Here is a 25,121-nt window from a genome sequence, read left to right on the forward strand (position 1 = left end):
GGTCAGGTTGACCTGGACATCATCGAAGCTGAGCAAGTCGCGCATGCCGCGCAGATCCATCATGCCGGCGTCCAGCACCAGGCGATGCCCGCGCTTGAGCCACTCCGGCGCCACCACGCCGACTTGCACCACGCTGTCGGATCCCACCGGCGGCGCATAGGCCGCGTGATTCAGGAACATGTACGGGGCCGACAGCTGCACCAGGCTGCCCGCGGGCGCGTTCTGGCCCAGCATCAGCGGGCCCGACAGGCGCAGGCTCTGCGGCATGGCGAGCGTCAGGCTGTTCTCGGCCCGCATCGACGCGAACAACGCCAGGTTGCCAAAACCGCCGGCCTGCACCTGGTCCACGCCCAGGCCGCCGACGCCATAGCGCAGGTTGCCGCCGAGTTCGCCCGGACGCAGATCGGCGGACAGCAACGGGGCGCCCTGGCGCTGCGCCAGCGTCAGTACCCGTGGCGTCAGCACCTCGGCCTCGGCCAGGCTTCTCAGATAGAAGGCGGGCGACAGCGCCACGCCCAGGGTGCCGCCCACCGCGCCCGCTCCGCCCGCCGCGGCGCGCAGGTCGCCGTCCAGGTACAGGCTGTTGGCCGACGCCAGCACGATGCTGCCGCCGTTGTAGGCCAGCAGCGTGGCGCCGCGCCCGGGCAGGTCCACCAGCGCCTGCGCCCCGGATGCGTCCAGCAGCGAGCCGGGACGCAGGATCAGGTGCCGGTCCATCGGACGGCGCGGGGCGTAGGCGTCCACTTCCCAGTCCAGCATGCCGCCGATCTCGATGTTGCCGCCGGCGCGCGCCACGCCGTAGCGGCGGCCGTCGGTGGCCAGCGCGACATGGCTGTCGCCGGCCACGTCCAGCACCGCGCGCTCGCCGATCCACACCGAACGGCCGTTGGCCTTGGGGGTGTAGTTCTGCTGCGAATCCACGCGCGTATCCAGGATCGAGATCAGGCCGCCGGGCGCCACCAGGCGCCCCAGCACGGTGATCTGGTCGCCGCCGACAAGGCGGATCGACTGGCCCGGATCCACCGCGACCCGCGCGGCCTCGCCGATCTCGAGCACGCCGCCGACGGTCGCGCGGTCCGAGCGCAGCGCCAGGCTGGCGCCGCCGCGCTGGGTCAGCTTGCCGCGCTTGGGGTCTTCCGCGTAGAGCGGCGGCGTCCACAACTGCAGCGCCTCGGCCGGGTCGGCGCCCGTCGGCGGCAGCGGGCCGCTTTCACGCCGCATGCGCCAGGCCGGCATCGCCACCTCGATCGCCGCGCCGTCGGCCACGCGCAGCCCGGCATGGCCATTGACGTCATAGCTGGCGAAGCCGGACTGGAACAGCGCCGGGTCCAGCCGCAAGGCGCCGGCAGGCAGGCCATCGGCCGGGCCGCCCAGGACGATGACGCCGCCGCTGGCGACGCTCAGGGCGCCGCTGCCGCTCATGCCGTAGGCGCGCACCGCGGCGTCCAGCGACAGCCTGCCGCCCGATGCGGTCTGGCCGCCGAGCGCGTTGGCCTCCAGCGTCACGCTGCCGCCGCGGCCGCCCTGCACCGCGCCGGTCGTCAGCAACGCCCCGCCCGAGGACACATCGATCGCGCTGCCCGCCGCCAGGGTCACGTCGCCGGTGCCGCGCAGCAGCACGCGGCCGCCATCGACCAGCGCCAGGCCGCGCTGCGCGGCCGGGTCTTGCTTCAGGTTGCTCCACACGCCGCGGGCATCGAGCGCCACGCCGCCCGCCACGCGCAGCGCGGCGCGGGCGCCGGCGGCCGGCTCCAGCGCGACCTCGTCGACGCGGCCCGCCGCGCCGGGCTGGCGCAGCGTATTGCCGGCCTGGATCAGGCCGCCGCGGCTGACCAGGTCGGCGTTGATGTCGATGGTGGGCGCATACAGCGTGATCTCGCCGCCATCGGCGCTGCGCAGGGTGGCGTCCACGCTCAGGCTGCGGCCGGCGGCGATGCGCACCGCGCCCAGGCCGAAGCCGTTCAGGCGGTCGGCGTCCAGGAACAGCTTGCCCCGCAGGTCCGCCGGCAGCGCATCGGCCAGTTCCAGGCCGGCCGAACGGCCCGCCAGGCCCTTGCCCACCGCCACATCGGCGGCCGTGCCGGTCGCGCCCAGCTGGTAGCGCAGGAAGTTGCCGGCGGTGTCGTAGAACGGCTTGTAGGCGCCCACCACGAACTGCGCCGCGCGCGCCGCGTTGCGATGCGACTGGCTGTAGCCGTCCTGGCCGGTCACCGGCGCGCGCGTCTGGCGGTCGCCCTGGTAGGTGTCGCTGATCAGGTCGCCGTCCAGCACCGCGTTGCGAGTCGAGACCACCAGCGTGCCGGCATCGCGGCCCACGGTGTAGCCCGACTCGTAGCGGGTCGGCGGCGCGATCAGCGGGTTGTAGAAGCGCCGCGTGGCGTTCTCGCCCCAACGTCGCGACACCGCCTCGTAGCCCTGGTACAGGCCGGTATAGAGCAGGTCGCCCGGCGCGCGATCGGCCAGGTACAGGCGGCCGTCCTCGCCGCGCAGCCAGCTCTGGCGGATCTCGCCGCTCTGCACGTCGAGCGTGCCGCCCGACAGGTTGATGGCCGAGCCGGCCTGCGTCACCACCTCGGCGCCATCGAAGCGCACCACGCCGCCCTGCGCCAGCCAGTGGCTCACCGGCACGCCCAGCGTGCCCAGGTAACCGCCCACTTCCAGCAGCCCGCCGGCCGTGTACCAGCGGTCGGCATCGTTGCCGCCGCTGCCCGCCGCCAGGCGCACCAGGTCGCGGCGATCGAGCCAGACGTCGCTGTTGTTCAGCAGCTTGCTGTCGCGGTTGATCGGGGCGTCGCGCTGTTCGTTGCCCTGCAGGTTGATCTTGAGGTTGTTGGACTCCATCGACACGATCACGCCGACCGCGCCGCCCACGTCGATGCGCGCGCCGTCGCGCACCAGCGCGCGGCCATCGGCCTTGACCGCCACCTGCCCGCCGGTGGCCAGCGACAGCGAACCGCCCTGGAAGTCCACCGTGCCCTGGCTGCTGATGCGCAGCAGCGACAGGTCGCGGCGGAATTCGTCGCCGGGGATGAGCGCGGTGTTGCCGCCCACGGCCGGCTGCAGCAGGCTGCCGCGCTGGCCGTCCAGCGCCGTCGTCAGGCTGGCGTCCACCAGGATGGCGCTGATGGCGGATTCGCTCAGCGTCACGGCCGCGCCAGCGCCGCGCGCGTCCAGGTGGATGGTGCCGCGCGCGTCCACCGACGTCGTCGACACCAGCACGCCGGCCTGCTCCACGCGCTGCGCGGTCAGGGTGATGTCGCCCTGCGGCGCCTGGATCAGGCCGGTGTTGCGCACCAGCCCGGCGCCGGTCGTCTGCGCCTCGTTGCCGCGCGTGGTGGAGGCGATGTTGCTGTCCGATCCCTGGCCGCGGCGGATGATGAAACTGTCGCCCGCCGCCAGCAGCGCCTGGCCCTGCGGCGTGCTGATCTCGCCGGCGTTGCGGACTTCCTTGCCGGCCAGCAGCACATAGCCGCCGCCGCGCGTGGCGCTGCCGGGCGTGGCCGTGGACAGGCGCGCGCCGGCCTGCACCTCGATGTTGCCGAGCGCGTCCTTGAAGGTCGGGATGGTGCCGTCGGCGTCGGCGTAGATGCCGCGCTCGCGGAACTGCGCATCCGTCATGGTCGCGGCCGCGACCACCAGGTTGCGCGCGTTGACCTGGCTGGTACCGCTGAAGATCACGCCGTTCTGGTTGACCACCAGCACCGTGCCGTCGGCCTTGATCGCGCCCTGGATCTGGCTGGGCCGGGCCGACGCGCCCACTACCCGGTTCAGCACCGCGTCGTCGGCGCCCTGCTTGAACTGCAGCGTGGTGTTGCGGCCGATGTTGAACGTGTCCCAGTTCAGGATGGCGCGCGATTGCGTCTGCTCGATCGTCACCAGCTGGCGTCCGCCCTCGGTGCCGGTGGTCGGCTTCTTGGCGCCTTCCCACTTGGCCTGCGCGCCTTCGGCGATCCACAGGCCGCCCTGCGCCAGGCCGTCCGGCACCCCCGCGCCATTGGCGGCCGCGCGCGCCGCCGCCTGCGCCGCCTGCTGCGCGGCCACCGCCGCCGCGGTGCGGTTCAGGTTGTCCAGCGAGCGCTGCAGCTGCTGGCGCGATTGCGCCTGCTGGCGGGCCGTGTTGCCGATGCCGGCCAGGCTGCCGTCGGGCATGCGGCCGGTGCGCTGCGCCGTCGATTGCACCGCCCCCTTGTCGGCGAACCAGCCCGGGCTGAACGCCCGCGCCTGGGCCTGCGCCGCGCCATGCCCGCCCCCCCGCCACCAGCAACACCGCCAACGCCTGGGTCAGCGGCGCCAGGCGCCAGGCCGGACGGCGCGGACGCCGCTGGGGATTGCGGGAAACGAGGGCGTGATTACGGCTGGGCATGACGGCTTTTCCTTCGTGGAATCGGATCTGGCATCTGCAGCGCCAGGACCGGCACGCCGGAAAAAACGGCGACGCGGACCGGGCAGTTCTGCGCATGGGTGCCTAGACCGCTTCAAGCGTCATCGACTGCGCCTTTTCACAAAAAATTCATATTTCACGTTTGGGACAATGCGCGCGACGGCGCTCAGCTCAGCAGCACGATCCCGCCCGGCAGCGACGTGACCTGGGCGCCATAGGCATCGCGGATCAGTTGCGCGGCGTCGGCCAGCTGGTCCAGCGAAAAGCGCGCCTGCACCAGGCTGCCCGCCAGCCGGTCGCTCACCAGCACGATGCGGCCGGGGCGATAGCGGTTGATCTCGTCGACCACCTGCGCCAGCGGCACATTGTTGAATTCCAGCACGCCGCGGCGCCACGCCGTGACCTGGTCGGGGTCCACCCTTTGCGGCCCGCTGGCGCCGCCGGCGCCCAGCACCACCTGCTGCGCGGCCGTCAATTCAATGGAGTCCTTGCGCAGCGCGACGCGAGCGCTGCCCTCCAGGCAGGTCACGCGCACCTGGCCATCGGTGTAGCGCACGTTGACGCACCCCGAGGTGGCGCTGACGCGACCCGCGCCCGCCGTCAGACTGACCAGCTGGCCGGACGTCAGCAGCTCGACCTCGCCGGCCAGCAGATCGATCTGCTGCGCCGGGCCGCTGCGCGACAGGTTGATGCGGGTCTGGGTATTGAGCTGCACGCTGGCGTCGCCCGCCAGCGCCACGCGGCGCTGTTCGCCGGTGCCGCTGCGCACATCCGCGGTCAATTCGTCCACCGCCGGCCACAGGCCCAGCGGCGGCTTGAACGCCAGCCACGCGCCGCAGGCCGCCACCGCGCCGCCCAGGAACGCGCGCCGCGCCGGCCGCGCGACGCGGGCGCGGCGCGCCTGCGCGGCCTGCAACTGGCGCGCCGCCGGCGCCAGCTGCTGCCAGGCGCCGCGCGTTTCCTTGAAGACGCGCGCGTGCTCGGCGCTCTGCGCGCACCAGCGGCGGAAGGCCTCGCCATCGGCCACGCTGGCCTGGCCCGAGGCCAGCCGCACGACCCACGCCTGGGCCTCGCGCTGGAGCGCGGCCGCGGGGTCGCCGCCGGGGCGGGAGCGTCTGAAGAGGGTCGTCATGGGTCTAAGACGTTTCCCGGGCCTGGGGACCGTAGCGCTGGACATACTTTTTTTCCAATTTCCCGCAACAGTGCTCCAGCCCCGCGCGCAATTCCTTTTCCACGGTCCGCACCGAAATGCCGAAACGCTCGGCGATCTCGCGGTGCGGCACCTCGTCGACCCGCGCCGCGATCACGATCGCCTGGCGCCGGCGCGGCAGCTCGGCCAGCGCCGCCTCCAGCGCCGCCAGTTGCTCGCGGCCCTCGGCCACCTGGGCCGGGCCAGCGGCCTCGTCGGCCATGTCGTACAGCTCCTCGATCTCGGCCATGGACAGGATGCGGGCATTGGCGCGGCGCTGGTCCTCGGCGATGTTCGAGGCGATCTTGAAGAGATAGGCGGCCGGATACTCGACCGGCGCGGTCTCGGCCAGGCTGTCGACCCGCAGCCAGGCCTCCTGCATGGCGTCGTTGGCCAGGTCTTCCGACCCCAGCCGGATGCGCAGGCGCTTGCGGAATTCCTGGTACTTGGACAGGAACAGGTTGCGCAGGGCGTCGCCGGTCATGGACATGCGGTTCAGCCCGCGGCGCCGGCCAGCCGGCAATCGGTCCGCGGATCGGGCCGCGGCGCCAGCACGATGGTCACCGGCTGCGGCAGGTCGGCCGGCGGCGGCGCATCCATGATGAGTCCGGACAGCACGCCGGCCAGCGCCTCGTCGCGGCGCGCGTCGCCGGTGCCCGACAGCACCCGCGCCTGGCGCACCACGCCATTGCGGCCGATCCACAGCTGCAGCGAGGCGCGGTAGCGGCCGAACTGCGCGCCGGTCCACTGGCACAACGCGCGCGTCACGGTGTTCTGCAGGACGCCGGCATAGCGCGTCACCGCCGCCGGCGACGGCGCCGTGGCCGGCGCGCGCGGCGCGGGCGCGCTGGCGGCCGCTTCCACCAGCGTGAAGGCCGACGCGCTGCTGTAGCGGGCCTGCAGGCCGGTGCCCGCCAGCAGCAGGCGCAAGGCCTCGCGCGGCGCCAGCCGGCCGCGCACCGCGCTGCCCTGGCGGCCGGCCGTCAGGCGGCTGGTCACCAGCACCGCCATGCCGGTGGCCTGGGTGTACGCGGCCAGGGCCGCGTCCAGCGGCTGCGCGGCGATGTCGAACGGGATCAACGCCGTGTCCGCCGTCCGCTGCTGGGCCTGCGCGGCCGGCGGCAGCACCGCCAGTCCGAGCGCGAACCAGCAGGCGAACGCCCAAGCGGCCCCAGGCGCCTGCGTGACTGTCATAACACCCCGATGTCTCTAAGATGGCGTGGCGACTGCGCCCCGGTGGTGGCCGGAGGCAGGGCGGAAGCGGCATGGTAGCGAGCGGATATGACGGTCGGGTGACGCGCTCGTGACAGTTGCCGGCCATCGGGCAGGCAACCGTCACGCGCGCGTCACGCCCCCCCCCCGGCGCGGCTCACATCGCCAGCTTGCCCCGCTCCTGCGCGCTCAGTTGCCGCATCTCGCTGTCGTCCAGCGCGCCGGCGCCCAGCACCTGCACGGCGCTGGCCGCGTCATAGCGGTTCGCGGCCGCGGTCGGCCCGGGCGGCGGCGCCATGCTGGCGCCGGCCACCGGCTCCTCGCCATACCCCAGGATCTGCACGCTGATCACCGACGGCTGGTTCTGCCGCGCCTGGCTCTGGGCGCGCTGCGCCGACTCCTGCGCCGCCCCCACCGCCGAGGCCGCCGCGGCGCTGGCCGACGACATCGCGCCGGTATTGACCGACGCCGTCACCGGCACGCCCTTGCTCTCGCCCTGGGCCTGGATGTTGGCGGCGTTCACCACCTGCAGCGCCGCGATGTTGACGTTGCCCGACACCCGGATGCCGGCTTCGCCCGCGTCGATGGTGCCCAGCGGCGCATACAGGTCGACGTCGCCGGCCGGCACCTCCGGCAGCGGCGCCAGCGTCGCGATGCCCGCGCCGGTGCCGGGCGCATTGGGCGACAGCGTCACATTGCCGACCGTGTCGTAGACGCGCTTGGGCGGGGCGTACAGCACGGTCGTCTTGGCGCCACGGCCGGCGTTGATGTCGCCTTGCGCCGACCAGGCGGTGATGCCGCCGCCGAAAGTGGTCATGACCCGGCTCTGCCCCAGCAGGATGCTGCCCAGCGCGTAGAGCTGGATGCTGCCCTCGCCCTGGGTGATGATGCCGGCGGTGGCGGGCGGCGCGGCCCCTTCCAGGCCGAACACCTGCTGCCCGCCCGGCGTCAGCAACTGAATGTCGCCGCCGAAGGTGCTGCGGATGCCGGCGCCGCCATACAGCGTGATATCGCCCTGGTAGGCCCCGGGCGCGGTGTCCGGGAACAGCGCGGCAATGGCCTGGCGGCCGCGCAGGTAGCTGCCGTAGCGGGCGCTGGACTTGTCGTTGTATTCGCGGCCGCCGGCGCGCAGCTCGGCAAAGTACACCTGGCGCGCGAAGAGGTTGCGCTGCTCGGCGGGCAGCGCGTTGAAATAGGCGCGCGCGTCGTCCACGCTGCCGGCGAAATCATGGTGTTGCGTCAGCCACAGCAGCAGTTCCGCCTGATAGGTCTTGAACGCCAAGCCCTGGTCCGTCAGCGGCCGGCCCGGATCCGCGGCCCGCGTATCCAGGTAACGCGCCAGGAATCCCGCATAGTCCGGCCCGGCCGCGCCGACGCCCGCCAGCACGGCGATCGATGCGCCGGGACGGCGGTCGCCGGGCATCACCGCGCCCAGGCTGGTGATCGAGGCCTGGTCGGCCATGAGCACCTGCCGGCCCGCCGACACTTCCAGCGCGCCGGGGCCGGCCACCTGGAACGAGCTGTAGAGAATGTCGCGGCCGGCGGACACCCGGGAAACCTCGCCCGCATCGCGGTGCAGGAACAGGTTGCCGCTCGATCCCACCCACGCGCCCCCGCCGCTGCCCAGGTTGTAGCCGTTGCTCGACGGCACGTCGAGCTGCGCGCCCGGCCCGGTGCCCGACGCGACGATATCGCGCCCGGCCATCATCCAGACCGGCCCCGCCGCCTCAAACCAGGTCTGGCCCTGGCTGTCGCCCTTGAGCACGGTCAGCGTTTCACCGCTGCGCAACCCGACGATGTCGCCATCGCGGGCATACAGCCGGGTCACCGCGCCCGAGCCTGCCGCGCTTGCGGTCGGCGTGCCGAAATAGAACAGCGGGAAATGCAGATCGCGCTCCAGGAGGCCGCCGATCGAGCCCCGGTTGCTCAGGACAGGCGCCTGGCTGGCCTGCGAGGCATAGCCGGCAAAGGCGGGCGTGCGGACACTGGCCACGCTGGCGGGATCGGCGCCCGAGCGATTGATGGCGTAACCGCCCGCGTAGATCGAGTCGCCCGCCAGCAATTCCAGCTGCCCGCGCGCGCCCGGCACCAACGTCAACGAATACGGCCGGCCGGTGTCTTCCGTGTTCAGATAGCCCGCCGACACCCCCGCATAGATACTGCCATCGTAGGCCGTCGCGCGCAGGATCGACGGATAGAGATAGCGCGCGTCCGACGCCGAGGTATTGAGCCCGGTCTGCAACGCCATGCCCTTGGCGCTGTGCGACGTCTGCCGGCTGGGCGTCAGGTTGCCGCCCGCGCTCGACAGGGTGATCGCGGTGTTGTCGGTCCAGAGCGAGAACCAGGTGGTGCCGCCTCCCGTCATCGGCGTGCCGTCGCGCAGCCGGAACGGCGTGCTGTTCGGCACGGCCACGCGGCCCGGATCGCTGGCCCCGCCGACCACCAGATCGCCGCGCGTATCCAGGCGGATCACCGCGTCGCCAGGGATCAGCGCCAGGCCGCCCGTGGCGCTGGCCAGGGTGGCGGTGTAGGGATCGTAGCCGCGGCTGTCCTTGGCATCCTGCAGCGAAGCATTGTTGCCGTATTGCAGATCCAGGCCGCCGACCGCGCCGCCCGTCAGCCTGACGTTGCCGCGCAGGTTGATCAGGGCGCCCTGCAGGTCGATCGCGGGATCGCCGTAGTACGGCGTCGCCCCCCCCGGTGGACGACACCCGTCCGCGCGCGCTCTGCGTCGGATTGAGGGCCCCGCCGATGCGCATGTCGATATCGCCGCCGCCCGTCAGCACCACGCTGCCATCGGCCGCGACGCGGCCGGTGCCGCCCACGGCGACGACCAGCCCCTGGCCGCGCGGATAGGCGATCGATCCGCGCGATTCGATATTGCCGGCATCGCCGTCCGTGCGCACGCTGACGTTGCCGCCGCCCAGCGCGCCGAAACCGGTGAAGCCCACCAGCACGGGCGTCGAATCCTTGAACTCGGGCCGCGCCGGCGCATAGCTGCCGAAGTTGATCCACCATGCCGTGGGCGTGTCGCCGCCATTGGCGCTGCCGCTGCCCTGGCGCCACAGCCAGTTGCCGATGCCGACACTGGGGTCGATCACGCGCCCGTCGTAGTTGCCGGCCACGGTCTTGCCCCAGACGTCCCCGCGCAGCGCGCCCCCGGCGTACAGGCTGAAGTTGCCGCCCGCTTCGGGATACCAGGCCTGATAGCCGGCGCCGGCGGCAACGAAGGGTTCGTAGTTGCTGGCGTAAGCGTCGCCCAGCACCGTGCTGCCGTAGCGGCCGCGCGGCAATTGGTAGGCCGGCGCCACGTTGGCCGATTGCGTGCCGGCCGTGTAGACACCATAGGCCGACATCAGGCTGATATCGCCGCCGGCCACCAGGTCCAGGTCGCCGGTGCCGGTGCGCAGCACGCTGAAGTTCTGCGTATGCGTGGCGACGGTGGTGGTCTGCTTGTTCTCGACGCACTGGTCCGGAAACCCCTCGCAGACCCCCAGGTCCGCGTCGGCCACCGGCGAACCTTCGGGCTGGCCCCACCAGTTGTCCTTGGCCCAGACCCAGCGCGGCGGCGGCAGGCACAGGCCCTCCACCACGTCGCACAGCCACAACATGTCGTCCGGCACCGGCTTGCCGGGCTCGAAGCCGGACGCCTCGCCGTCCGGCCCCCACACCAGGCCGGCCCCCTTCACCAGGGTGGCGTTGTAGTGCGTGTCGGCCAGCGTCAGCTTGCCCGCGCCCGGCCCGGGCAGCACCTGGCGCCGGTCGGCCGCGTCCAGGTCCGCGCCCGCCGTCAGTTGCACCGACCACGACTGGCTGCCGGCGGGCAGCATCCTGGCCAGCGCCCAGTTGCGCCGCTGGTCCGCCGCGGTGCCCGGCCGCAGCTCCACGTAATCCGTGCCCTCCGGGAACACCAGCTTGGTCTGCGAGGGAATCAACGCCCCCTGCTGCAGCGTGATGGTGCCCGCCATCAGCAACACGTTGGGCTCGTAGGCCTGGGTGGTGTACCGATTGGGCAGGGCCACGTTGGCCGGCCAGGTGAATGCCTTCAGGGCCGTGCCACGGGTCAGCAAGGTGCCAGCGCCCAGGCGGGTCTGCGCCGGCAGGTCGAGCGCGTGCTCCAGGACCGTGCCCGCGGCGTACAGCAGTTGCCCGCCGGCGTCGCGCACGTCGCCCGACAGCACCGTGCCGGCGGCCAGCGACAGCGGCTGGTCCAGCACCGCTTCCACGGGCAGCCGGGTGCCGGCCGCCAGCGTGGTGGCCTGCAGCGGCAAGGGATAGTTCAAGGTCTTGCCGCCGGGGAACTCGGTGCCGTCGGCCAGTTGCACCCCGCCGCGCGGCAGCACCACGTCGCCGCCGAAGGGCTGCGCGCCGGGGGTCAGGACCCAGCCACTCTCATCGTCCGGCGATGCCGGCGGCGGCGCGAAGCCGTCGTTGATGCTGCCGTAGACGTCCAGGTTGCCCTTGGCCCGCAGGATCAGCGCGCCCGCCTCGCCCGAGCCGTAGGCCGAGGTCACCGGCGAGCGCGGGTTCAAGCTGGCGTAGCGATAGCGCGACAGGTCCAGGTCGCCCTGCACCACCAGGTCGCCGTCGGCGGTGCGGCTGACGATTTCCACGCCGGGACGCAGATGGAACACGTCGCGGTAGGTTGCGTTGTTCAGGCCCGCCAGCTTGACGTCCAGCAGATTGCCGTTGAGCAGGGCAAGGCGGATGAATTCCCGGCTGTCCGCGTGCTTGGCCTCCAGGTAGGCCTGGTCGATGATCTGGTATTCACGGCCGCCGGCGCGGTCGGCCGGATCGCCGGGACGGGCGTCGTCATAGCGCTGCATGGCGGTCAGGTTGATGGCCTTGGCGCCGTCGATCGTGAGCGGGCCGCGCGCGTCGATGGCGATGTCGCCGTAGGTCGCGGCCGACCCCGGCGCCCCGGCGCCATTGAGCCCGGCATTGCCCGCGGCGTCGATGCGCGGCGCCATGAGATCCAGCGTGCCGCGCGCCGCGCCATCGTGCTGCCCGGCGGCGGCGCCGCGCGCAGCCGCGGTGCCGTGGCGCAGGTCGATGCGGGCGCCGCCCGCCAGCGTCAGCAGGCCCTGGCCCGAGCTCAACTCGACCACCGCGCGGTTGGGCGCGTCAATGATCCTGCCGTAGCTGTCCACCCGCAACACCGTGCCGTGCGCGTCCAGCACCGCGCTGGAGGCCAGCGTCAGGCCGTCGCGCGCCGCCAGCCGGATGCGCCCGACCCGTTCGCCGCTGGCATCGACCCGGCCGACCACGGTCAGGCTGCCGCCGTCGATCGACAGGTTGATATCGTTGGCCCGCAGCGCGTCGCCCAGCGTCAGGCTGCCCTGCTTGACCTGGAAGCTGCGCGCGCCCGTCACGCCGCCCTCGTTCAGGCGGCGGTTCAGGGCCTCGAAGTCGGCGTTCAGACTGCCGGGCGCGCCGAGGCGCTGCGCGCGGACCTCGACACTGCCCGCCCGATACGGCACCTCGGTGCCGCCCGCGTCGTAACGGCCCGAGCTGCCGCCCAGGATGCGGCCCAGCAAGGCCACCTCGCCATCGGCGGCCGCCAGCGCCACCGCGCGCAGGTTGCCCGCGTCGTTGTCGCGCGCCGACAGGTCGATCAGCGACCCGGCCTCCTGGCGGATGCCGCCCTGGCTGCTTTCCAGCACCAGGTCGCCGCCCCAGCTGTAGCGCAGCACGTCATTGAACGCGATGGCGCGACCGGCCAGGTCGAGCTTCGATCCGTCCGCCAGCAGCACGCTGTCGCGGCCCTGCAGCGTCAGCTTGCCGCTGGGCAACGCGATCACGCCGTCGACCCGGACATTGGCGCCGGCCAGGCTCAACTCCGCGCCCAGCGCCTGCACCGTGTCCTGCGCCGCGGGCGCCCCCACGGCGGCCAGCACACGCACGTCGCCGCCCGCCGTGATGCAGTTGACGGAGCCCGCCGCGCCGGTCAGCAAGGGGGTGTTGAGCGTGAGATTGCCGCCGCTGTAGGCATAGCCGCTGCCGCTGGTGTAAGCGCCTTGCGATTGGTACACCGCCAGACTGCCGCGATGGTTCGCGGTGATGCGGTCGCTGGCGTTCAGCGTGACGCCGGCAAAGCCCAGCGCCAGGCGGGCGTTGTCATCCAGGCCATTCGGTTGCGCGCCCTGGCCGTAGCCGAACTCGATGCGCTCGGCCTCGATCCGCAACGCCCCCCCGGCCGGTGCCGGCCCCGCCCGCCGCGACCGCGCCAGGCGCCTGCACCGCGCCGTTCCAGACCAGGTTGCGGGCGTAGATCGACGCCACGTCGCCGGCCTCGCCATAGCCATAGAGGGCCGGCGTGCCCAGCGCCAGCGTCGCCATGCGGTAGTTGCCGGTGGCCGGGTCGCGCGTGTCCAGCGCCACGGTGCCGTAGAAATTCACGGCTTCGCGCGCCGTCAGCGTCAGCATCTCGAGCGCCGGGGCCCCGGCGCTGGCATCGCCGCGCAACAGGCGCGCCAGGATGGCCTGGTTCAGCGTCAAGCCGCTGGGCAGCACGCCGCGCGCGGCGGCCTGCTGCAGCGCTTCAGTGGTGCCGACATTGACGGTGCCGACGGCCAGCGCCAGGTTGCGGGTGCCGTAGCGCACCTGTTCACCCAGATCGAACACGCCATTGGTGGCGACGGCGATGGTGCCCTCGGAATACAGCCGCGTCACCGCCTCGCAGGCGCCGGTCGCGCAGGTGCCGATGCGGATCGCGCCCGTGACCGTGCTGTCGGGCGCCAGCACATCCAGGCGGCCATTGGACAGCGCCAGCAGGCCGGCGCTGCCGGGCTGGAAGGCATAGCCGCCGGTCGAATCCACCGACGGCGCGCCGCGTCCGAGCGTGGAAATGCCCGCGCCCGCCTCGATCTCGATCACCCGTGACGAGATCAGCACCTCCGGCACCGCCAACTGGGCGCCGGACCGCATCACCACCTCGTTGGCGCCGCCCTGGAAGGTATAGAAGCGCCCGCCCTGCCCGTACAGCACCACCGGCAGCGCGCCGATCACCAGGCGGCTGGCGCCCAGCGCGGCCAAGGCGTCGGCATGCACCGACGCGCCGCCAAAGCCGGCGGTCGGCGCCTGGCCCGCCGCCAGGATTTCGATACTTGAACTGCCGCCATTGAGCGCCGCGGTGCCACCGAAACCGCCCGGCGCCCCGTTGAAATTGGCCAGCCCCTCGAAGCGCAACGCCTGCCCGTCCTGCGAACCGGCATGGATCGCCAGGCGCAGGGTGCGTGCGTCGGCCGGCAGCATGGCGCGCGGCACGCCGCGCGTCGCCGCGTCGGCCCGCACGAAACTGGCATAGCTCATTTCGTTGTACTGCGAATAGGTGCGCAGCACGTTCGCGGGCGTCAGGATCACCTGGCTCGCCAGGCGCTCCGCCGCGCCGACCCCGGCGGTGGACAGCACGCCGCTGGCGGCCCACGACAGGTTGCGCATCTGCAGCGGCGCGATGGCCGCGCCGGCCGCCGCCTGGCCGTTGATCTCGACCCGGAAGGCGCCGGGCAGCAAGGCGTAGGTGGAGGGCATCAAGGTATAGGTGCCGGCCGGCAGGCCGGGAACGCCGTCGCCCAGCGTGATCTGCCGCCCCACGCCCGGCGTCGACGCGCCGGCCTCGCCGCCCGCCGGCGCATAGCCCGGCTGTGCGCCGGGCACGATGGCGTACACCGGATTGGTGGCCAGCCCCGGCAGCGTGAAGCCGCCCTTGGGATCGTTGCGGACCAGCGGGAAGTAGCGCGCGTCGGTCGAACCGCCACGGCCGGACACGAACCCCGCGCCGGTCAGCTCGCCGCCGCCCGACAGGTCCAGCAAGGATCCCGGCAGCGCGTCCACGTCGCGGAACCCCAGCGTGATGCCGGTGCGCAGCGACGCGCCCTGGCCCTGGCCGACCGCGCCGCCGGCGCCCGGCAAGGCCACCTCGGCGCCCTGGAATTTGTACGACACGCCATCGGTGGTGCCGCCATACGGCATCCACAGGCCGGCGCCGCTGACGGACGTGACGCTGCCGGGCAGCAAGGTCAGGCGCTGCGTGCCGACCGCTGAACTCAGGTCGCCCAGCACGATCGTGCCCAGCGGCGCGCGCAGCACGCCGCCCTGCTCCACGCTGGCCGCGGCCAGGCGCAAGGTGCCGAAGGCCGAATACGGCACGGCCGGCAGCGCGGCGCCCGCGTCGCCCGCGCGGCCCACCCGCAGCGTGCGGGTCGGATCGAAAACGTTGACGCCAGACTGCGGATTGCGGGTATAGCCGGCCAGCAGTTCGGCCTCGGCCCCCGTGACCGGATACAGCTGCGCGGCGGTCAGGTCGAGGTCGCCCCGGGTCCACAGGCGCGTGCGCGGCTGGTCGTCGTTGTGCCGCAGGAAGCGCAGGTCGCCGCCGCTGTTCAGCGCCACCCGGTCAAAGCCGCTGCGCGCCACGGTCAACAGGCCGCCCACGCTGCGGTTGATGCTGCCCTGGGTGCCGAACGACAGGCTGTTGCCCACCTCCAGCAGACTGCCGGCGCGCACCGTGAACACCCCCGCCCCCACATCGGGCGCATCGCCGAACAGCACCCGCGGCCGCAGCATGCCATTGGTGGCGAAGTACGTGCCCGGGCCGGACAGCCGCACATAGGGCGCCGCCAGGTTGACCCGGGTCCGCGCAGCGGCGTCCGGCGCCAGCGAATAGGCGCTGGCGTACAGCCGCATGCTGCCCGCCACCGCCACATCGACCGCGCCGTCGAACGACATCAGGCCGTTGGCCAGCAGCCCCAGGTGATCGAAGCCGCCCGCGGCCGTCAGGCGCGCGGCGTCCAGCCTTGTCTGCCCGTAGCGCAGGCCATCGGCCGCCGCGCCCGGCGTCAGGGCGGCATCCAGCAGGCCGCCCGCGCCCGGCGCCAGCACCAGCTCGCGCGGCACCTGCACCGGCATGCCGGCGACGCCCTCGCCCCAGATGCGGTAGAGCGGCGTTTCCAGCGCGACATCGAGCGTGCCGCCCATGGCGCTGGCGCCGCCGGCGCGCGCGATGAAGGCGCCGTCCAGGTGCAGGCCGTTATACGAGCTGAGCGAAATGCGGCCGCCGTCACGCTCCAGCCGCAGCGGGCCGACCCCGTTGATGTCCACGTCCACGCCGGCGCCCGAGGCATCCAGCACCGCGCCCGGCCGCACGATCACGTAGGCGTCCGACGAGGTCGCGGTGGCGCGCGCATGGTCGATTTCGCCGCCGATCACGATCACGCCGCCCGCGTCCGCCACGCCGTACCGGCGGCCCTGCGCATCGATGCCGGACTGCGCCCGGCCGGCCACGTCCAGCACCGCCCGCTCGCCGATCCAGATCGAGCGGTTGTGCAGCTGGCCATCCGCGGTCTCGACCGACTCGGCGACATCGATGTCGCCCAGGCGCAATTGCCGGATGTCGATCTTGCCGCCCGCGGCCGTCAGCCCGCCCAGCACCGTGATCTGGCCGGCGCCGCGCAACTTGATGGTCTGGCCCGGGTCCACCGTCACCTGGGCCCCCTGGCCGATCAGCAGCGTCGTATCGCTGTCCGCGCCGACCGGGCCGAGGGTGCGCCCGCTCTGCAGCGACAGACTGGCGCCGCGCCGCCGCGTCACCGTCCCCGCCACCGCGTCATGCAGATAGACAGGCGGCAGCCAGGCTTGCAGCGCCGTGGCGGCCTCGGCGCCGGTGGGCACGCCGCCCGCCTGCGCGACCGGCCGGTATACCGGCATCGACACCTCGATGCGGGCGCCGTCGGCCACGGTCACGCCACGGCTGCCGATGATCTCGTAGCGCGCGAAGCCGCGCTGGAAGAACGGCGCCGCCAGCGCCAGCACGTCGGCGCCGGCCTGCGCCGGCGTCGCGCCCAGCGCCACCTTGCCCGCCGTCACCGCCAAGGTGCCGCCGCCGTCCACGCCGTAGCCGCGCAGTTCGGCGCCCAGGTCCAGGCGTCCCATGGCGGCGCCGCTCATCACCGTTTCGATGGTGACATTGCCGCCCTTGCCGCCGGTCAGCTTGCCCTTGGCGCGCAACGCCGCGCCCGAGCCGACGTCGATCACGCCGCCACGCTCCAGCAGGATGTCGCCGCTGCCGCGCAGCGACACGCTGCCGCCATTCAGGTAGGGCATGGCGCCGGTCAGACCCGGCGCCAGCGCCAGGTTGGTCCACAGGCCCGACGTATCCAGCCGCCCGCCCGCGCCCAGCGTCAGGCGGTCGGACGCCGTGGCGCCGATGGAGGTATCGAGCATGCCCGACGAGGTCACCTGATTGAGCACATTGCCCAGGCGGATACTGCCGCCGCGCGCGCTCAGCGCGCCGTCCACCGTCACGCGGTTCGCGTACAGCGTGATCTCGCCGCCCGGCGCCACCGCCAGATCGGACTGCGCGACGATGTCCTGGGCGGCGATGCGAACGGCGCCCAACCCGAAGCCGTTCAAGCGGGCGGTATCCAGCAACAGCGCGCCGCCTCGATCGGCGGGCAGCGCGTCGCCCAGCTCCAGGCCGGCGGCAATGGCCGCCACGCGCTCCGACAACACCACCTGCCGCACCGTGTCCTCGCTGCGGCCCAGCGCGTACTGCACCGCGCCGGTCGTCTTGTTGTAGTACGGCGTATAGGTGCCGACCACCAGTTGCGCGCCACGCGCCGCGGCCCGCTGCGATTGCTGGTAGCCGTCCAGGCCGGCCTGCGGGGCCGCATTCTGGCGATCCCCCTGGAAAGTCGTGCCGATCAGCTCCCCTTCCAGCACCGCGGCGCGGGTGCCGATCAGCAGTCGGCCCGCATCACGGCCCACGGTATAGCCGGTCTCGAAGCGTTCGAGCGGCGCGATCAGCGGGTTGTAGAAACGGCGCGTCTGGCCCCAGCGCTCGCTGCGCGCCTCGTAGCCCTGGTACAGCCCGGTGTAGGCCAGGTCGCCCGGCGCGCGCGAGGCCTCGTACAGCTTGCCGTCCACGCCGCGCAGCCAGCTCTGGCGGATCATGCCGTCCTGCACGTCGAGCGTGCCGCCGGACAGGTTGATCTGCGAGCCGGCGCGCGTCACCACGTCGCCGCCGGTGAATTCGACAGTGCCGCCCTGCGCCATCCATTCGTTGACCGCATGCCCCTGCGTGCCCAGATAGCCGCTGACCTCCAGCAACCCGCCAGCCGTGTACCAGCGGTCGGTGGCGTAGCCATTGGTGCCGGCCGGCACCAGCACCAGGTCGCGGATATCCACCCACAGGTCATTGCTGTTGAGCTTGCCGCTTTCACGGTTGACCGGCGCGTCGCGCTGCTCGTTGCCCTGTACGTTGATCTTGAGGTTGTTGTTTTCCATGGCGACCGGCACGCCCACCGCGCCCGCCACGTCCAGGATGGCGCCGTCGCGCAGCAGGCTGCGCCGCACCGCCTGCACGGCGATCTGGCCGCCGGTGGCCAGCGTGATGGAACCCGACGCGAAATCCACCGTGCCGCTGCTGCTGATCTCCACCCGCGACAGCTCGCGCCGGTCGGCGCCGGCCGACAGCCACGGCGAAGACGTCGACGCCGCCGGCGGCGCGCGCAGGCCGTCGCGCTGGCTGTCCAGCGCCAGGGCGCCGCTGTGGTCCAGCAGAATCGCGGCGACGCTGTCTTCGGCCAGGGTGATCCTGCCGTCCGCGCCGGCGGCGGTCAGGTGCAGGGTGCCGCGCGTGTCCACCGACGTGCTCGACAGCAGCACCCCGCGCTGCGTCACGTCGCCGCCGGTCAAGGTCACGTCGCCCATGGCGGCCTGGATCAGGCCGCTGTTCTCGACCCGTCCGGGCACGCCCGCTGGCGTGACCTCATTGCCCTTGGTGGTCGACAGCAGGTTGCCCGCCGTGCCCTGGCCGCGCTTGATGACGAAACTGTCGCCGGCCGCCAGCAGCGCCTGTCCGCCCGGCGTGTCGATCGTGCCGGCATTGGCCGCCTCCTTGCCCAGCAGCAGCACGTAGCCGCCGCCCGAGGTCGAGGTGGTGGACGCGGCGGTCGCAATGCGCGCGCCGGCCTGCACCTCGACGCGGCCCAGGGCGCCCTGGAACGTCGGCTGGGCGCCGTTGTCGGCATACAGGCCCTTGTCGCGGAACTGCGCATCCGTGATGGTGGCGGCCGCGACCACCAGGTTGCGGGCGTTGACCTGGCTGGTGCCGCTGAAGATCACCCCGTTCTGGTTGACCACCATCACCGTGCCGTCGGCCTGGATCGCGCCCAGGATCTGGCTGGGTCGGGCCGACGCGCCCACCACCCGGTTCAGCACCGCGTCGTCGGCACCCTGCTTGAACCGCAGCGTGGTGTTGCGGCCGATGTTGAAGCTGTCCCAGTTCAGGATGGCGCGCGATTGCGTCTGCTCGATGGTCACCAGCTGGCGTCCGCCCTCGACGCCGGGCTTGGGCGCCTTGGCCCCTTCCCATTTGGCCAGCGCGCCCTCGGCCACCCACAAGCCGCCGGGCGCCAGGCCATCCGGCACGTCGGTGCCGTTGGCGGCCGCGGCCGCGCGCGCCGCCGCCTGCGCCGCCTGCTGCGCGGCCACCGCCGCCGCGGTGCGGTTCAGGTTGTCCAGCGAGCGCTGCAGCTGCTGGCGCGATTGCGCCTGCTGGCGGGCGCTGTTGCCGATGCCGGCCAGCGAGCCATCCGGCATGCGGCCGGTGCGCTGCGCGGTGGACTGCACCGCGTTCTTGTCGGCGAACCAGCCGGGGCTGAAGGCCCGCGCCTGGGCCTGCGCCGTGCCGCTCCAGCCGCCGGCGATCAGCAGCACCGCCAGCGCCTGGCGCAGCGGCGTCGGGCGCCAGTCTGGACGGCGGCGCCCCGTCTTGCGCGCCATGAATGCCTTACCGCCGCGTTGCGCCAACCGTGCCTGCATGATCGTCTTTCCTTATTCCAATCGCGGTGTTCGCCACCTAGAACAAGACAGACGGATGGAAAAATGCCGACCAGAACCCTGTCATAAATAATTCATGAACCCCGCCGGGCCGCGACGCCGGCCAGCTCAGGACAGCAGCACCACGCCGCCCGGCAGCCGGGTCACCTCGGCGCCATAGGCGTCGCGGATCAGCTGCTCGGCGTCAGCCACCTGCGCCAGCGCGAAGCGCGCCTGCACCCGGCGTTGGCCAAGCTGCCTGTTGAGCAGCACCAGCCGGCCGCGCCGATAGCGGTTCAACTCGTCCACGACGTCCGCCAGCGGCACCCGGTCGAACACCAGCCAGCCGCGCCGCCAGGCGGTCACGGCTTCGGTGTTCACCTTTGCTGGCGGCATCACCCGGCGGTCGTCGTAGCGCAGCTCCTGGCCGGCGCCGACCTCGTAGGTGCCCTGCGTGTGCGTCAGCCGCACGCTGCCGGCCAGGCAACACAGGCTGGCCTCGCCGCCCAGATAGCGCAGGTTGAACAGCGCCTCGCGCGCCGAGACCCGTCCCGCCCCCGCCACCACCTGCGCCACCGGCGCCGGCAGGGTGGGACTCGCATCGGCCTGCCGGCCGACGCGGACCTCGGCCTCGCCCGCGGCCAGCTCGATCACCGCGCCCGCCGAAGCCCCCGCCGCCGAGCGCACATTGATGCGCGTCTGCGTGTTCAGTTCCAGTTCCAGCGCATCCCCCAGCGCCACCCGGCGCTGCTCGCCGGTCGCCGTGCGGTAATCGGCGCCCAGCTGGTCCAGTCCCGGCCACAGCCCCAACGGCGGCCGCCACGCCAGATAGGCGGCCGATGCCGCCACCGCGCCGCCCAGGAACGCGCGCCGGCCCGACCGCGACGGACGCCGCGTCGAGGCCCGCGCCGCCGCTTCTTCGCGCACCGCCGGCCCCAGCGCCTGCCACAGCCGCTTCTGTTCGGCGAAGGCGGCCTCGTGCCCCGGGTCCGCCCGCAGCCAGGCGCGGAACGCCTCCGCATCCGCTTCGGTGGCGGCGCCCGAGGTCAGCGTCAGCAACCAATGGCGCGCATCGCGATCGTGCGACGCCCGTCCGCCCCCGCGCCTTCCCGGCAGCATCATCAGCGCCATGATTCGTCTTCCTCGCCCGCGTCCCGCGCGGGTCCTTCCTGCGCTTGCAGCGCCTTGCCGCAATGGGCCAAGGCGCGCTTGAGCTCCTTGGATACGATGCGCTCGGACACGCCGTAGCGCCGGGCGATCTCGGCATGCGGCACATCGTGCACCCGGGCGGCCAGCAGCATCTGCTGGGTCCGCTCCGGCAGCTGCCGCAGGGCGCGGCGAAACGCATCGATCTGGCTGCGGCCCTGCGCGATGCGCGCGGGGTCCTCCGTCTCGTCCGTCGCGCCGACCAGCTCGATGATCTCCACCCCCGTCAACAGGCGCGAATCGCGGCGGCGCTGATCCTCGGCGATGTTCACCGCCACCCGGAACAGATAGGCCGCCGGCTGCTGGATCGACGAGCTCGATGGCATGTCGTTCACCTTCAGGAAGGCTTCCTGCATGGCGTCGTGCGCCAGGTCGTCCGATCCCAGGCGGCGCTTGAGCTGGCTGCGAAAATCGTTGTAGCGCTCCAGGAACAAGGCGCGCAGGGAACCCGCCGGCTTGTCATCCCGCATGGCTTGCCCCTCGCAGCGCGGCGCAATCATCCGCATCGCTCGCCTGCAGCAGGATCGTCACCGGCTGCGCCATGCCGCCCGGCAGCGGTCCGGCCGTCACGCCGCGCAACGCGGCCTCCAGCCGCCGATTCAGCGGCGCCGATCCGGTATCCGATACCCAATCCACCCGGTCGACGCGCCAGGCCTTGTCGAACCACAGCTTGACCAGGGCGCGATAGCGGCCCGGCTCGGCACCCTGTCCTTTGCACAGCGCCCGCTTGAGCGCGCCTTGCAGCGCGGCCGCGTACGGCGTGTCGCGCAGCCGCGCCGCGGCGGCCGACCGCGCGGCCGCCGGCTCGCGCGGCGCCGCCACCAGCGTGAACGAATGCGCGCTGGCGTAGCGGATCGCCAAAGGCGATCCCGCCAGCAGCTTGCGCAAGGCATCCCCGGGGGTATAGGTGCCGACCACCGCGGGCGCATGGCGGCCGGCGGTCAGGGCGCTGTCGACCAGCACCGTCAGGCCGCTGTCCAGGCTGTATTGCGCCAATGCCTGATCCAGCGGCTGCGCGGCAATCGCGAACGCCATCTCGCGCGGCGGCGCCTCGGCGCGGCTCGCGCCGGCCAACGCCCACACCCCCAACGCCAGGCAGGCATGCCGCATCCAGCCCCTGCCCGACGGACAGGCGAAGGTCATCGACGCCAACATGGAGGAAAAATGCCAGGCATGGCCGTTGCCACGGGCGCCCGCGCACCCGTCTCGTAGGAAAGGCGCCATGCTAGGACGCGCGAATGACGCAATCGTGACACGCCACATCCGCGCCACGGCGAGCCGCCACGCAATCGTCACCTGCGCGGCGTCATCCGTCCCTATACTGACGGCATGGCGGCCCCGGGCCGCCGGGCCTTTTCAAAGGAGCCCGCATGCGCACACATAGCCCCTCTTCGCGCCGCGCCGGCCTGCTGTTGCTGGCGGCGCTGGCGGCAACGCCCCTGCTGGCGGGCGCCCAGGCGACGCCCACGCCGGCTCCCCCGGCCGCCCAGCCGGCGGCCAAGCCCGCCGCCCGGGCCTGCATCGACACCGAAGTCAACGGCTACCATGCCCTGTCGTATGACTGCCTGAACCAGAAAATGGCGCCCGACGCCGCGCCCAAGCCGCCGCCCACGCTCGGCTCGGAAGCGATCACTCAGCGGCCGCCCAACCAGATGGGCCTGCCCACGCCCGCCACCATCGGCAACCGCATGGGCAACACCTTCGGCACCTCGGCCTACCCGCAGCGGCCCGCGCCGTAACGGGCGCGCGCCGTCACGCGTGCATGCCACGGCGCTGTTCGAGCCGTGGCGGCGATTGTCCTGCGGGCCTCAGGCGGTGCGGCTGATGAAATAGATCTTCTTGACGAACTGGTCCACTTCCCAGCGGCCGGTATAGCCCTCCGGCATCACGAAGGCCTCGCCCACGGTCAGCTGATGCACCGTGCCGTCCGGATCGACCAGGCGCGCCGCGCCTTCGACGATGTAGCCGAACTCGATGTAGCCGGTGGTGTTGGACTGGAAACTGCCGGCGGTGCTTTCCCACACGCCGGCCTCGGCGCGACCGCCGTGGCCCTCGAAGGCGGTCACGGTGCGGAACGCCGCGTCGCCCGAGAGCGGGCGCTTGGGCTTGCCCGGCACCGGGTTCTTCATGGGGCCGGCATCGATGCTGACCAGCCGCGATTGATCATGCTTCACTGCGCTTTCCTTGGAATCAATGCGCCGCCACCACCAGCACCTCGGCCGCGCCGCGGCTGACCGTGCGCATGCGATGCGGCAGTTCGGAATCGAAATAGAGGGAATCGCCGGCGTCCAGGCGGAACTCGCGTTCGCCGACCTGAACCTCGATGGCGCCCTTGAGCACCAGCAGGAATTCCTCGCCCGGATGCGGAAAAACCGCGGCGGCGTCGGGAAATTCACGCGGCGGGTGCACGATGAAGGGTTCCATCGCCTTGACCTTGCGGCGCCCGGCCAGCGATTCGTAGTGGTATTCGTTGCCCAGGCCGCGGCGCTGCAGCACCTCGCGATCGGCCACCCGCACCAGGCTGACGACCTCATCCTGCGCCGCGCCGTCGCCGCCCACCAGTTGCGACACGCCCACGCCGTAGGCCTCGGCCAGCCGCAGCACGGTCGATATCGAAGGCTCGCTCAGGCCCCGCTCCAGTTTGGAGAGGTAGCTTTTGGTCAGGCCCGTGCGCTCGCCCAGCTGTTCCAGGGACAAGGATTGCTGGCGGCGCAGCGCGCGCAGGCGGTGAGGCAGGTCGATCATGGGCGGGAAAAGTCGCGATAACGACCAATAAGCATGCCCGAAAGCCGCCCCCGCGTCGAGCCGGCCCGCCCGCCGCGTCCCTGGGCCCGCCCGCGCGGCAGGCCCCCTGCGCAGGCCGGGCCGCCCCGGCAGCCCCTAGCCCAGCACGTCCGGATGCTGGCGCAGCGCCCGCCGCGCGTAATACGAAAAGCCCACCTGCGAGCGCTTGGGCGTCAGGATCCAGTCGTGCGCCTCGTGCCCCAGCGCCGGCGGAATCGGCTGGATCTTGCCGGCCGCCATCGCCAGCAGCTGCATGCGGGCGGCGCGCTCGAACTGCAGCGCCAGCACGCAGGCCTCTTCCACCGTGCCCGCGGCCACCAGCATGCCGCGGTGCGACAGCAGGATGGCGCGCTTGTCGCCCAGCGCCGCCGAGATGATCTCGCCTTCCTCGTTGCCCACCGGCACGCCCGGCCAGTCCTTCAGGAACGCCACGTCGCCGTACAGCGGGCAGTTGTCCATGTGCGAGACCTCCAGCGGCACCTCCAGCATCGACAGCGAGGCCGCGTGCAGCGGGTGCGTATGGATGATGCAGTTGACGTCCGGCCGCGCCCGGTAGATCCACGAGTGGAAGCGGTTGGCCGGGTTGGGCATGCCGCCGCCCTCCTGCACCCGCAGGTCCTCGTCCACCAGCAGCAGATTGCCGGCCGTGATCTCGTCAAAGCCCAGGCCCAACCGCTGCGTGTAGTAGCGGTCGGGCTCCGGCGCGCGCGCCGTGATCTGGCCCGCCAGGCCCGAATCGTGCCCGCCGTCGAACAGGATGCGGCAGGTCAGCGCCAGGCGTTCGCGCAGCGTCCAGTCGGGCGTGTCGAACTGGCGCTGCATCTCGGCCTTGGCCCGCGCGATCAGTTCATCCTTTCCCAAGTGCATCGTATCGGCCATCTGTGACTCCTCGCTATGCCGTTTCCAACAACGGCGTAAAGCCCGGCAGGGCGCGCATGCGCGCCAGCCAGGCGTTGATGTGGGTAAAGGCGGACAGGTCGTAACCGCCCTGCTCCGCCATGCTGGTGTAGGGATAGAGCGCGATGTCGGCGATGGTCGGCGCCTCGCCCACCAGGAAAGCGCGGCCCGCCAGATGCTCCTCCATCCAGGCCGCCGCGCGCATGCCGATGCGCCGCCATTCGACCATCGCCGCGTCATCCGCCCGCGCCGTGCCGCGCAGGTGGATCAGCAGCCGCGGCTGCGCGAAGGCATGCATGTGCTGGGTCTGCTCGAAACTCAGCCAGCTGGCCACCTGCGCCTGCGCCAGGCGCCCGTCCGGCAGCCAGGGCGTGCCCTGGCCCAGATACCACAGGATGGCCTGCGACTCCGCCAGCCACGCGCCCTCCGGCGTGCGCAGCGCCGGCACCTGGCGCCACGGATTGATGCGGCCGAACGCCTCGGTCTCCAGGTCGCCCTGCACGATGTCGAAGGTGCGGCGCGTCAGCGCCAGCCCCATGTAGCCGCAGGCCAGCCGGATCTTCCAGGCATTGCCCGAGCGCAGCGTGTCGGCCAGTTCCAGCGGCTGTCCCGCCAGGGGGTGCGTCGTCATGG

The 25,121-nt window shown here is 72.4% G+C and carries 15 protein-coding genes; 1 reads left to right on the plus strand and 14 read right to left on the minus strand.

Annotated features, from left to right (window positions below; translation table 11 throughout):
• The 10 genes from AOZ49_RS21575 to AOZ49_RS21610 form a co-directional block, all read right to left on the minus strand.
• A partial coding sequence (locus AOZ49_RS21575; RefSeq protein WP_197286761.1) for a two-partner secretion domain-containing protein occupies window positions 1-4,179 on the minus strand: 4,179 nt, incomplete at its 3' end.
• 368 nt (window positions 4,180-4,547) lie between these two features.
• The gene (locus AOZ49_RS21580) at window positions 4,548-5,513 is read right to left on the minus strand and encodes a FecR family protein (protein WP_054477677.1); all 966 of its coding nucleotides are present in this window, start codon (window positions 5,511-5,513) and stop codon (window positions 4,548-4,550) included.
• Between the two features lie 4 nt (window positions 5,514-5,517).
• Entirely contained in the window at window positions 5,518-6,054 is a 537-nt protein-coding gene (locus AOZ49_RS21585) for an RNA polymerase sigma factor (RefSeq protein ID WP_231690410.1), read from the minus strand.
• A gap of 11 nt (window positions 6,055-6,065) precedes the next feature.
• Window positions 6,066-6,764, minus strand: coding sequence for an STN domain-containing protein (locus tag AOZ49_RS21590; protein WP_054477679.1), 699 nt, complete (start codon window positions 6,762-6,764; stop codon window positions 6,066-6,068).
• Window positions 6,765-6,939: 175 nt separating this feature from the next.
• Window positions 6,940-8,610: a filamentous haemagglutinin family protein gene (locus AOZ49_RS33650; RefSeq protein WP_231690411.1), complete on the minus strand. Its 1,671-nt coding sequence runs from the start codon at window positions 8,608-8,610 to the stop codon at window positions 6,940-6,942.
• Window positions 8,558-12,967, minus strand: a complete 4,410-nt coding sequence (locus AOZ49_RS33655) for a translocation/assembly module TamB domain-containing protein (protein WP_231690412.1) — start codon at window positions 12,965-12,967, stop codon at window positions 8,558-8,560. Before AOZ49_RS33655 ends, AOZ49_RS33650 begins: the two co-directional genes overlap by 53 nt.
• A complete protein-coding gene (locus AOZ49_RS33660) occupies window positions 12,900-19,604 on the minus strand; it encodes a two-partner secretion domain-containing protein (protein WP_231690413.1) in 6,705 nt (2,234 codons plus the stop codon). The genes AOZ49_RS33655 and AOZ49_RS33660 overlap by 68 nt, the downstream gene beginning before the upstream one ends.
• Window positions 19,605-19,730: 126 nt before the next feature.
• Entirely contained in the window at window positions 19,731-20,732 is a 1,002-nt protein-coding gene (locus AOZ49_RS21600; protein WP_054477682.1) for a FecR family protein, read from the minus strand.
• On the minus strand, window positions 20,723-21,277 hold the full coding sequence (locus AOZ49_RS21605; protein WP_054477684.1) for an RNA polymerase sigma factor: 555 nt from the start codon (window positions 21,275-21,277) through the stop codon (window positions 20,723-20,725). The genes AOZ49_RS21600 and AOZ49_RS21605 overlap by 10 nt, the downstream gene beginning before the upstream one ends.
• Entirely contained in the window at window positions 21,267-21,962 is a 696-nt protein-coding gene (locus AOZ49_RS21610) for an STN domain-containing protein (protein WP_231689786.1), read from the minus strand. Before AOZ49_RS21610 ends, AOZ49_RS21605 begins: the two co-directional genes overlap by 11 nt.
• 215 nt (window positions 21,963-22,177) lie before the next feature.
• Between AOZ49_RS21610 and AOZ49_RS21615 the strand changes: the two genes are divergently transcribed.
• A complete protein-coding gene (locus AOZ49_RS21615; RefSeq protein ID WP_054477686.1) occupies window positions 22,178-22,546 on the plus strand; it encodes a hypothetical protein in 369 nt (122 codons plus the stop codon).
• 69 nt (window positions 22,547-22,615) lie between these two features.
• Here the strand turns inward: AOZ49_RS21615 and AOZ49_RS21620 are convergent, their stop codons facing one another.
• From AOZ49_RS21620 to AOZ49_RS21635, 4 genes are all read right to left on the minus strand, one after another.
• Complete coding sequence (locus AOZ49_RS21620; protein ID WP_054477688.1) at window positions 22,616-22,981, minus strand: cupin domain-containing protein; 366 nt, start codon at window positions 22,979-22,981, stop codon at window positions 22,616-22,618.
• 16 nt (window positions 22,982-22,997) lie between these two features.
• Window positions 22,998-23,552 carry a helix-turn-helix domain-containing protein gene (locus AOZ49_RS21625; protein ID WP_006390110.1) on the minus strand — a complete coding sequence of 185 codons (555 nt, stop codon included), beginning with the start codon at window positions 23,550-23,552 and terminating at the stop codon, window positions 22,998-23,000.
• A 135-nt stretch (window positions 23,553-23,687) separates the two neighbouring features.
• Window positions 23,688-24,470, minus strand: a complete 783-nt coding sequence (locus AOZ49_RS21630; RefSeq protein WP_054477690.1) for an aldolase — start codon at window positions 24,468-24,470, stop codon at window positions 23,688-23,690.
• Between the two features lie 13 nt (window positions 24,471-24,483).
• The gene (locus tag AOZ49_RS21635) at window positions 24,484-25,119 is read right to left on the minus strand and encodes a glutathione S-transferase family protein (protein ID WP_054477692.1); all 636 of its coding nucleotides are present in this window, start codon (window positions 25,117-25,119) and stop codon (window positions 24,484-24,486) included.
• Window positions 25,120-25,121 lie beyond the last annotated feature (2 nt).

Origin of the sequence: Achromobacter sp. 2789STDY5608615, assembly GCF_001298995.1 — a bacterium.
In the GTDB taxonomy this organism is placed as follows: domain Bacteria; phylum Pseudomonadota; class Gammaproteobacteria; order Burkholderiales; family Burkholderiaceae_B; genus Achromobacter; species Achromobacter insuavis.

Excerpts from the sequence above, each read along its gene's own strand:
- AOZ49_RS21580 (WP_054477677.1), bottom strand. The coding sequence starts at position 5,513 with ATGACGACCCTCTTCAGACGCTCCCGCCCCGGCGGCGACCCCGCGGCC.
- AOZ49_RS21585 (WP_231690410.1), bottom strand. The coding sequence starts at position 6,054 with ATGACCGGCGACGCCCTGCGCAACCTGTTCCTGTCCAAGTACCAGGAA.
- AOZ49_RS21590 (WP_054477679.1), bottom strand. The coding sequence starts at position 6,764 with ATGACAGTCACGCAGGCGCCTGGGGCCGCTTGGGCGTTCGCCTGCTGG.
- AOZ49_RS33660 (WP_231690413.1), bottom strand. The coding sequence starts at position 19,604 with ATGCAGGCACGGTTGGCGCAACGCGGCGGTAAGGCATTCATGGCGCGC.
- AOZ49_RS21600 (WP_054477682.1), bottom strand. The coding sequence starts at position 20,732 with ATGGCGCTGATGATGCTGCCGGGAAGGCGCGGGGGCGGACGGGCGTCG.
- AOZ49_RS21605 (WP_054477684.1), bottom strand. The coding sequence starts at position 21,277 with ATGCGGGATGACAAGCCGGCGGGTTCCCTGCGCGCCTTGTTCCTGGAG.
- AOZ49_RS21610 (WP_231689786.1), bottom strand. The coding sequence starts at position 21,962 with ATGTTGGCGTCGATGACCTTCGCCTGTCCGTCGGGCAGGGGCTGGATG.
- AOZ49_RS21615 (WP_054477686.1), top strand. The coding sequence starts at position 22,178 with ATGCGCACACATAGCCCCTCTTCGCGCCGCGCCGGCCTGCTGTTGCTG.
- AOZ49_RS21625 (WP_006390110.1), bottom strand. The coding sequence starts at position 23,552 with ATGATCGACCTGCCTCACCGCCTGCGCGCGCTGCGCCGCCAGCAATCC.
- AOZ49_RS21630 (WP_054477690.1), bottom strand. The coding sequence starts at position 24,470 with ATGGCCGATACGATGCACTTGGGAAAGGATGAACTGATCGCGCGGGCC.
- AOZ49_RS21635 (WP_054477692.1), bottom strand. The coding sequence starts at position 25,119 with ATGACGACGCACCCCCTGGCGGGACAGCCGCTGGAACTGGCCGACACG.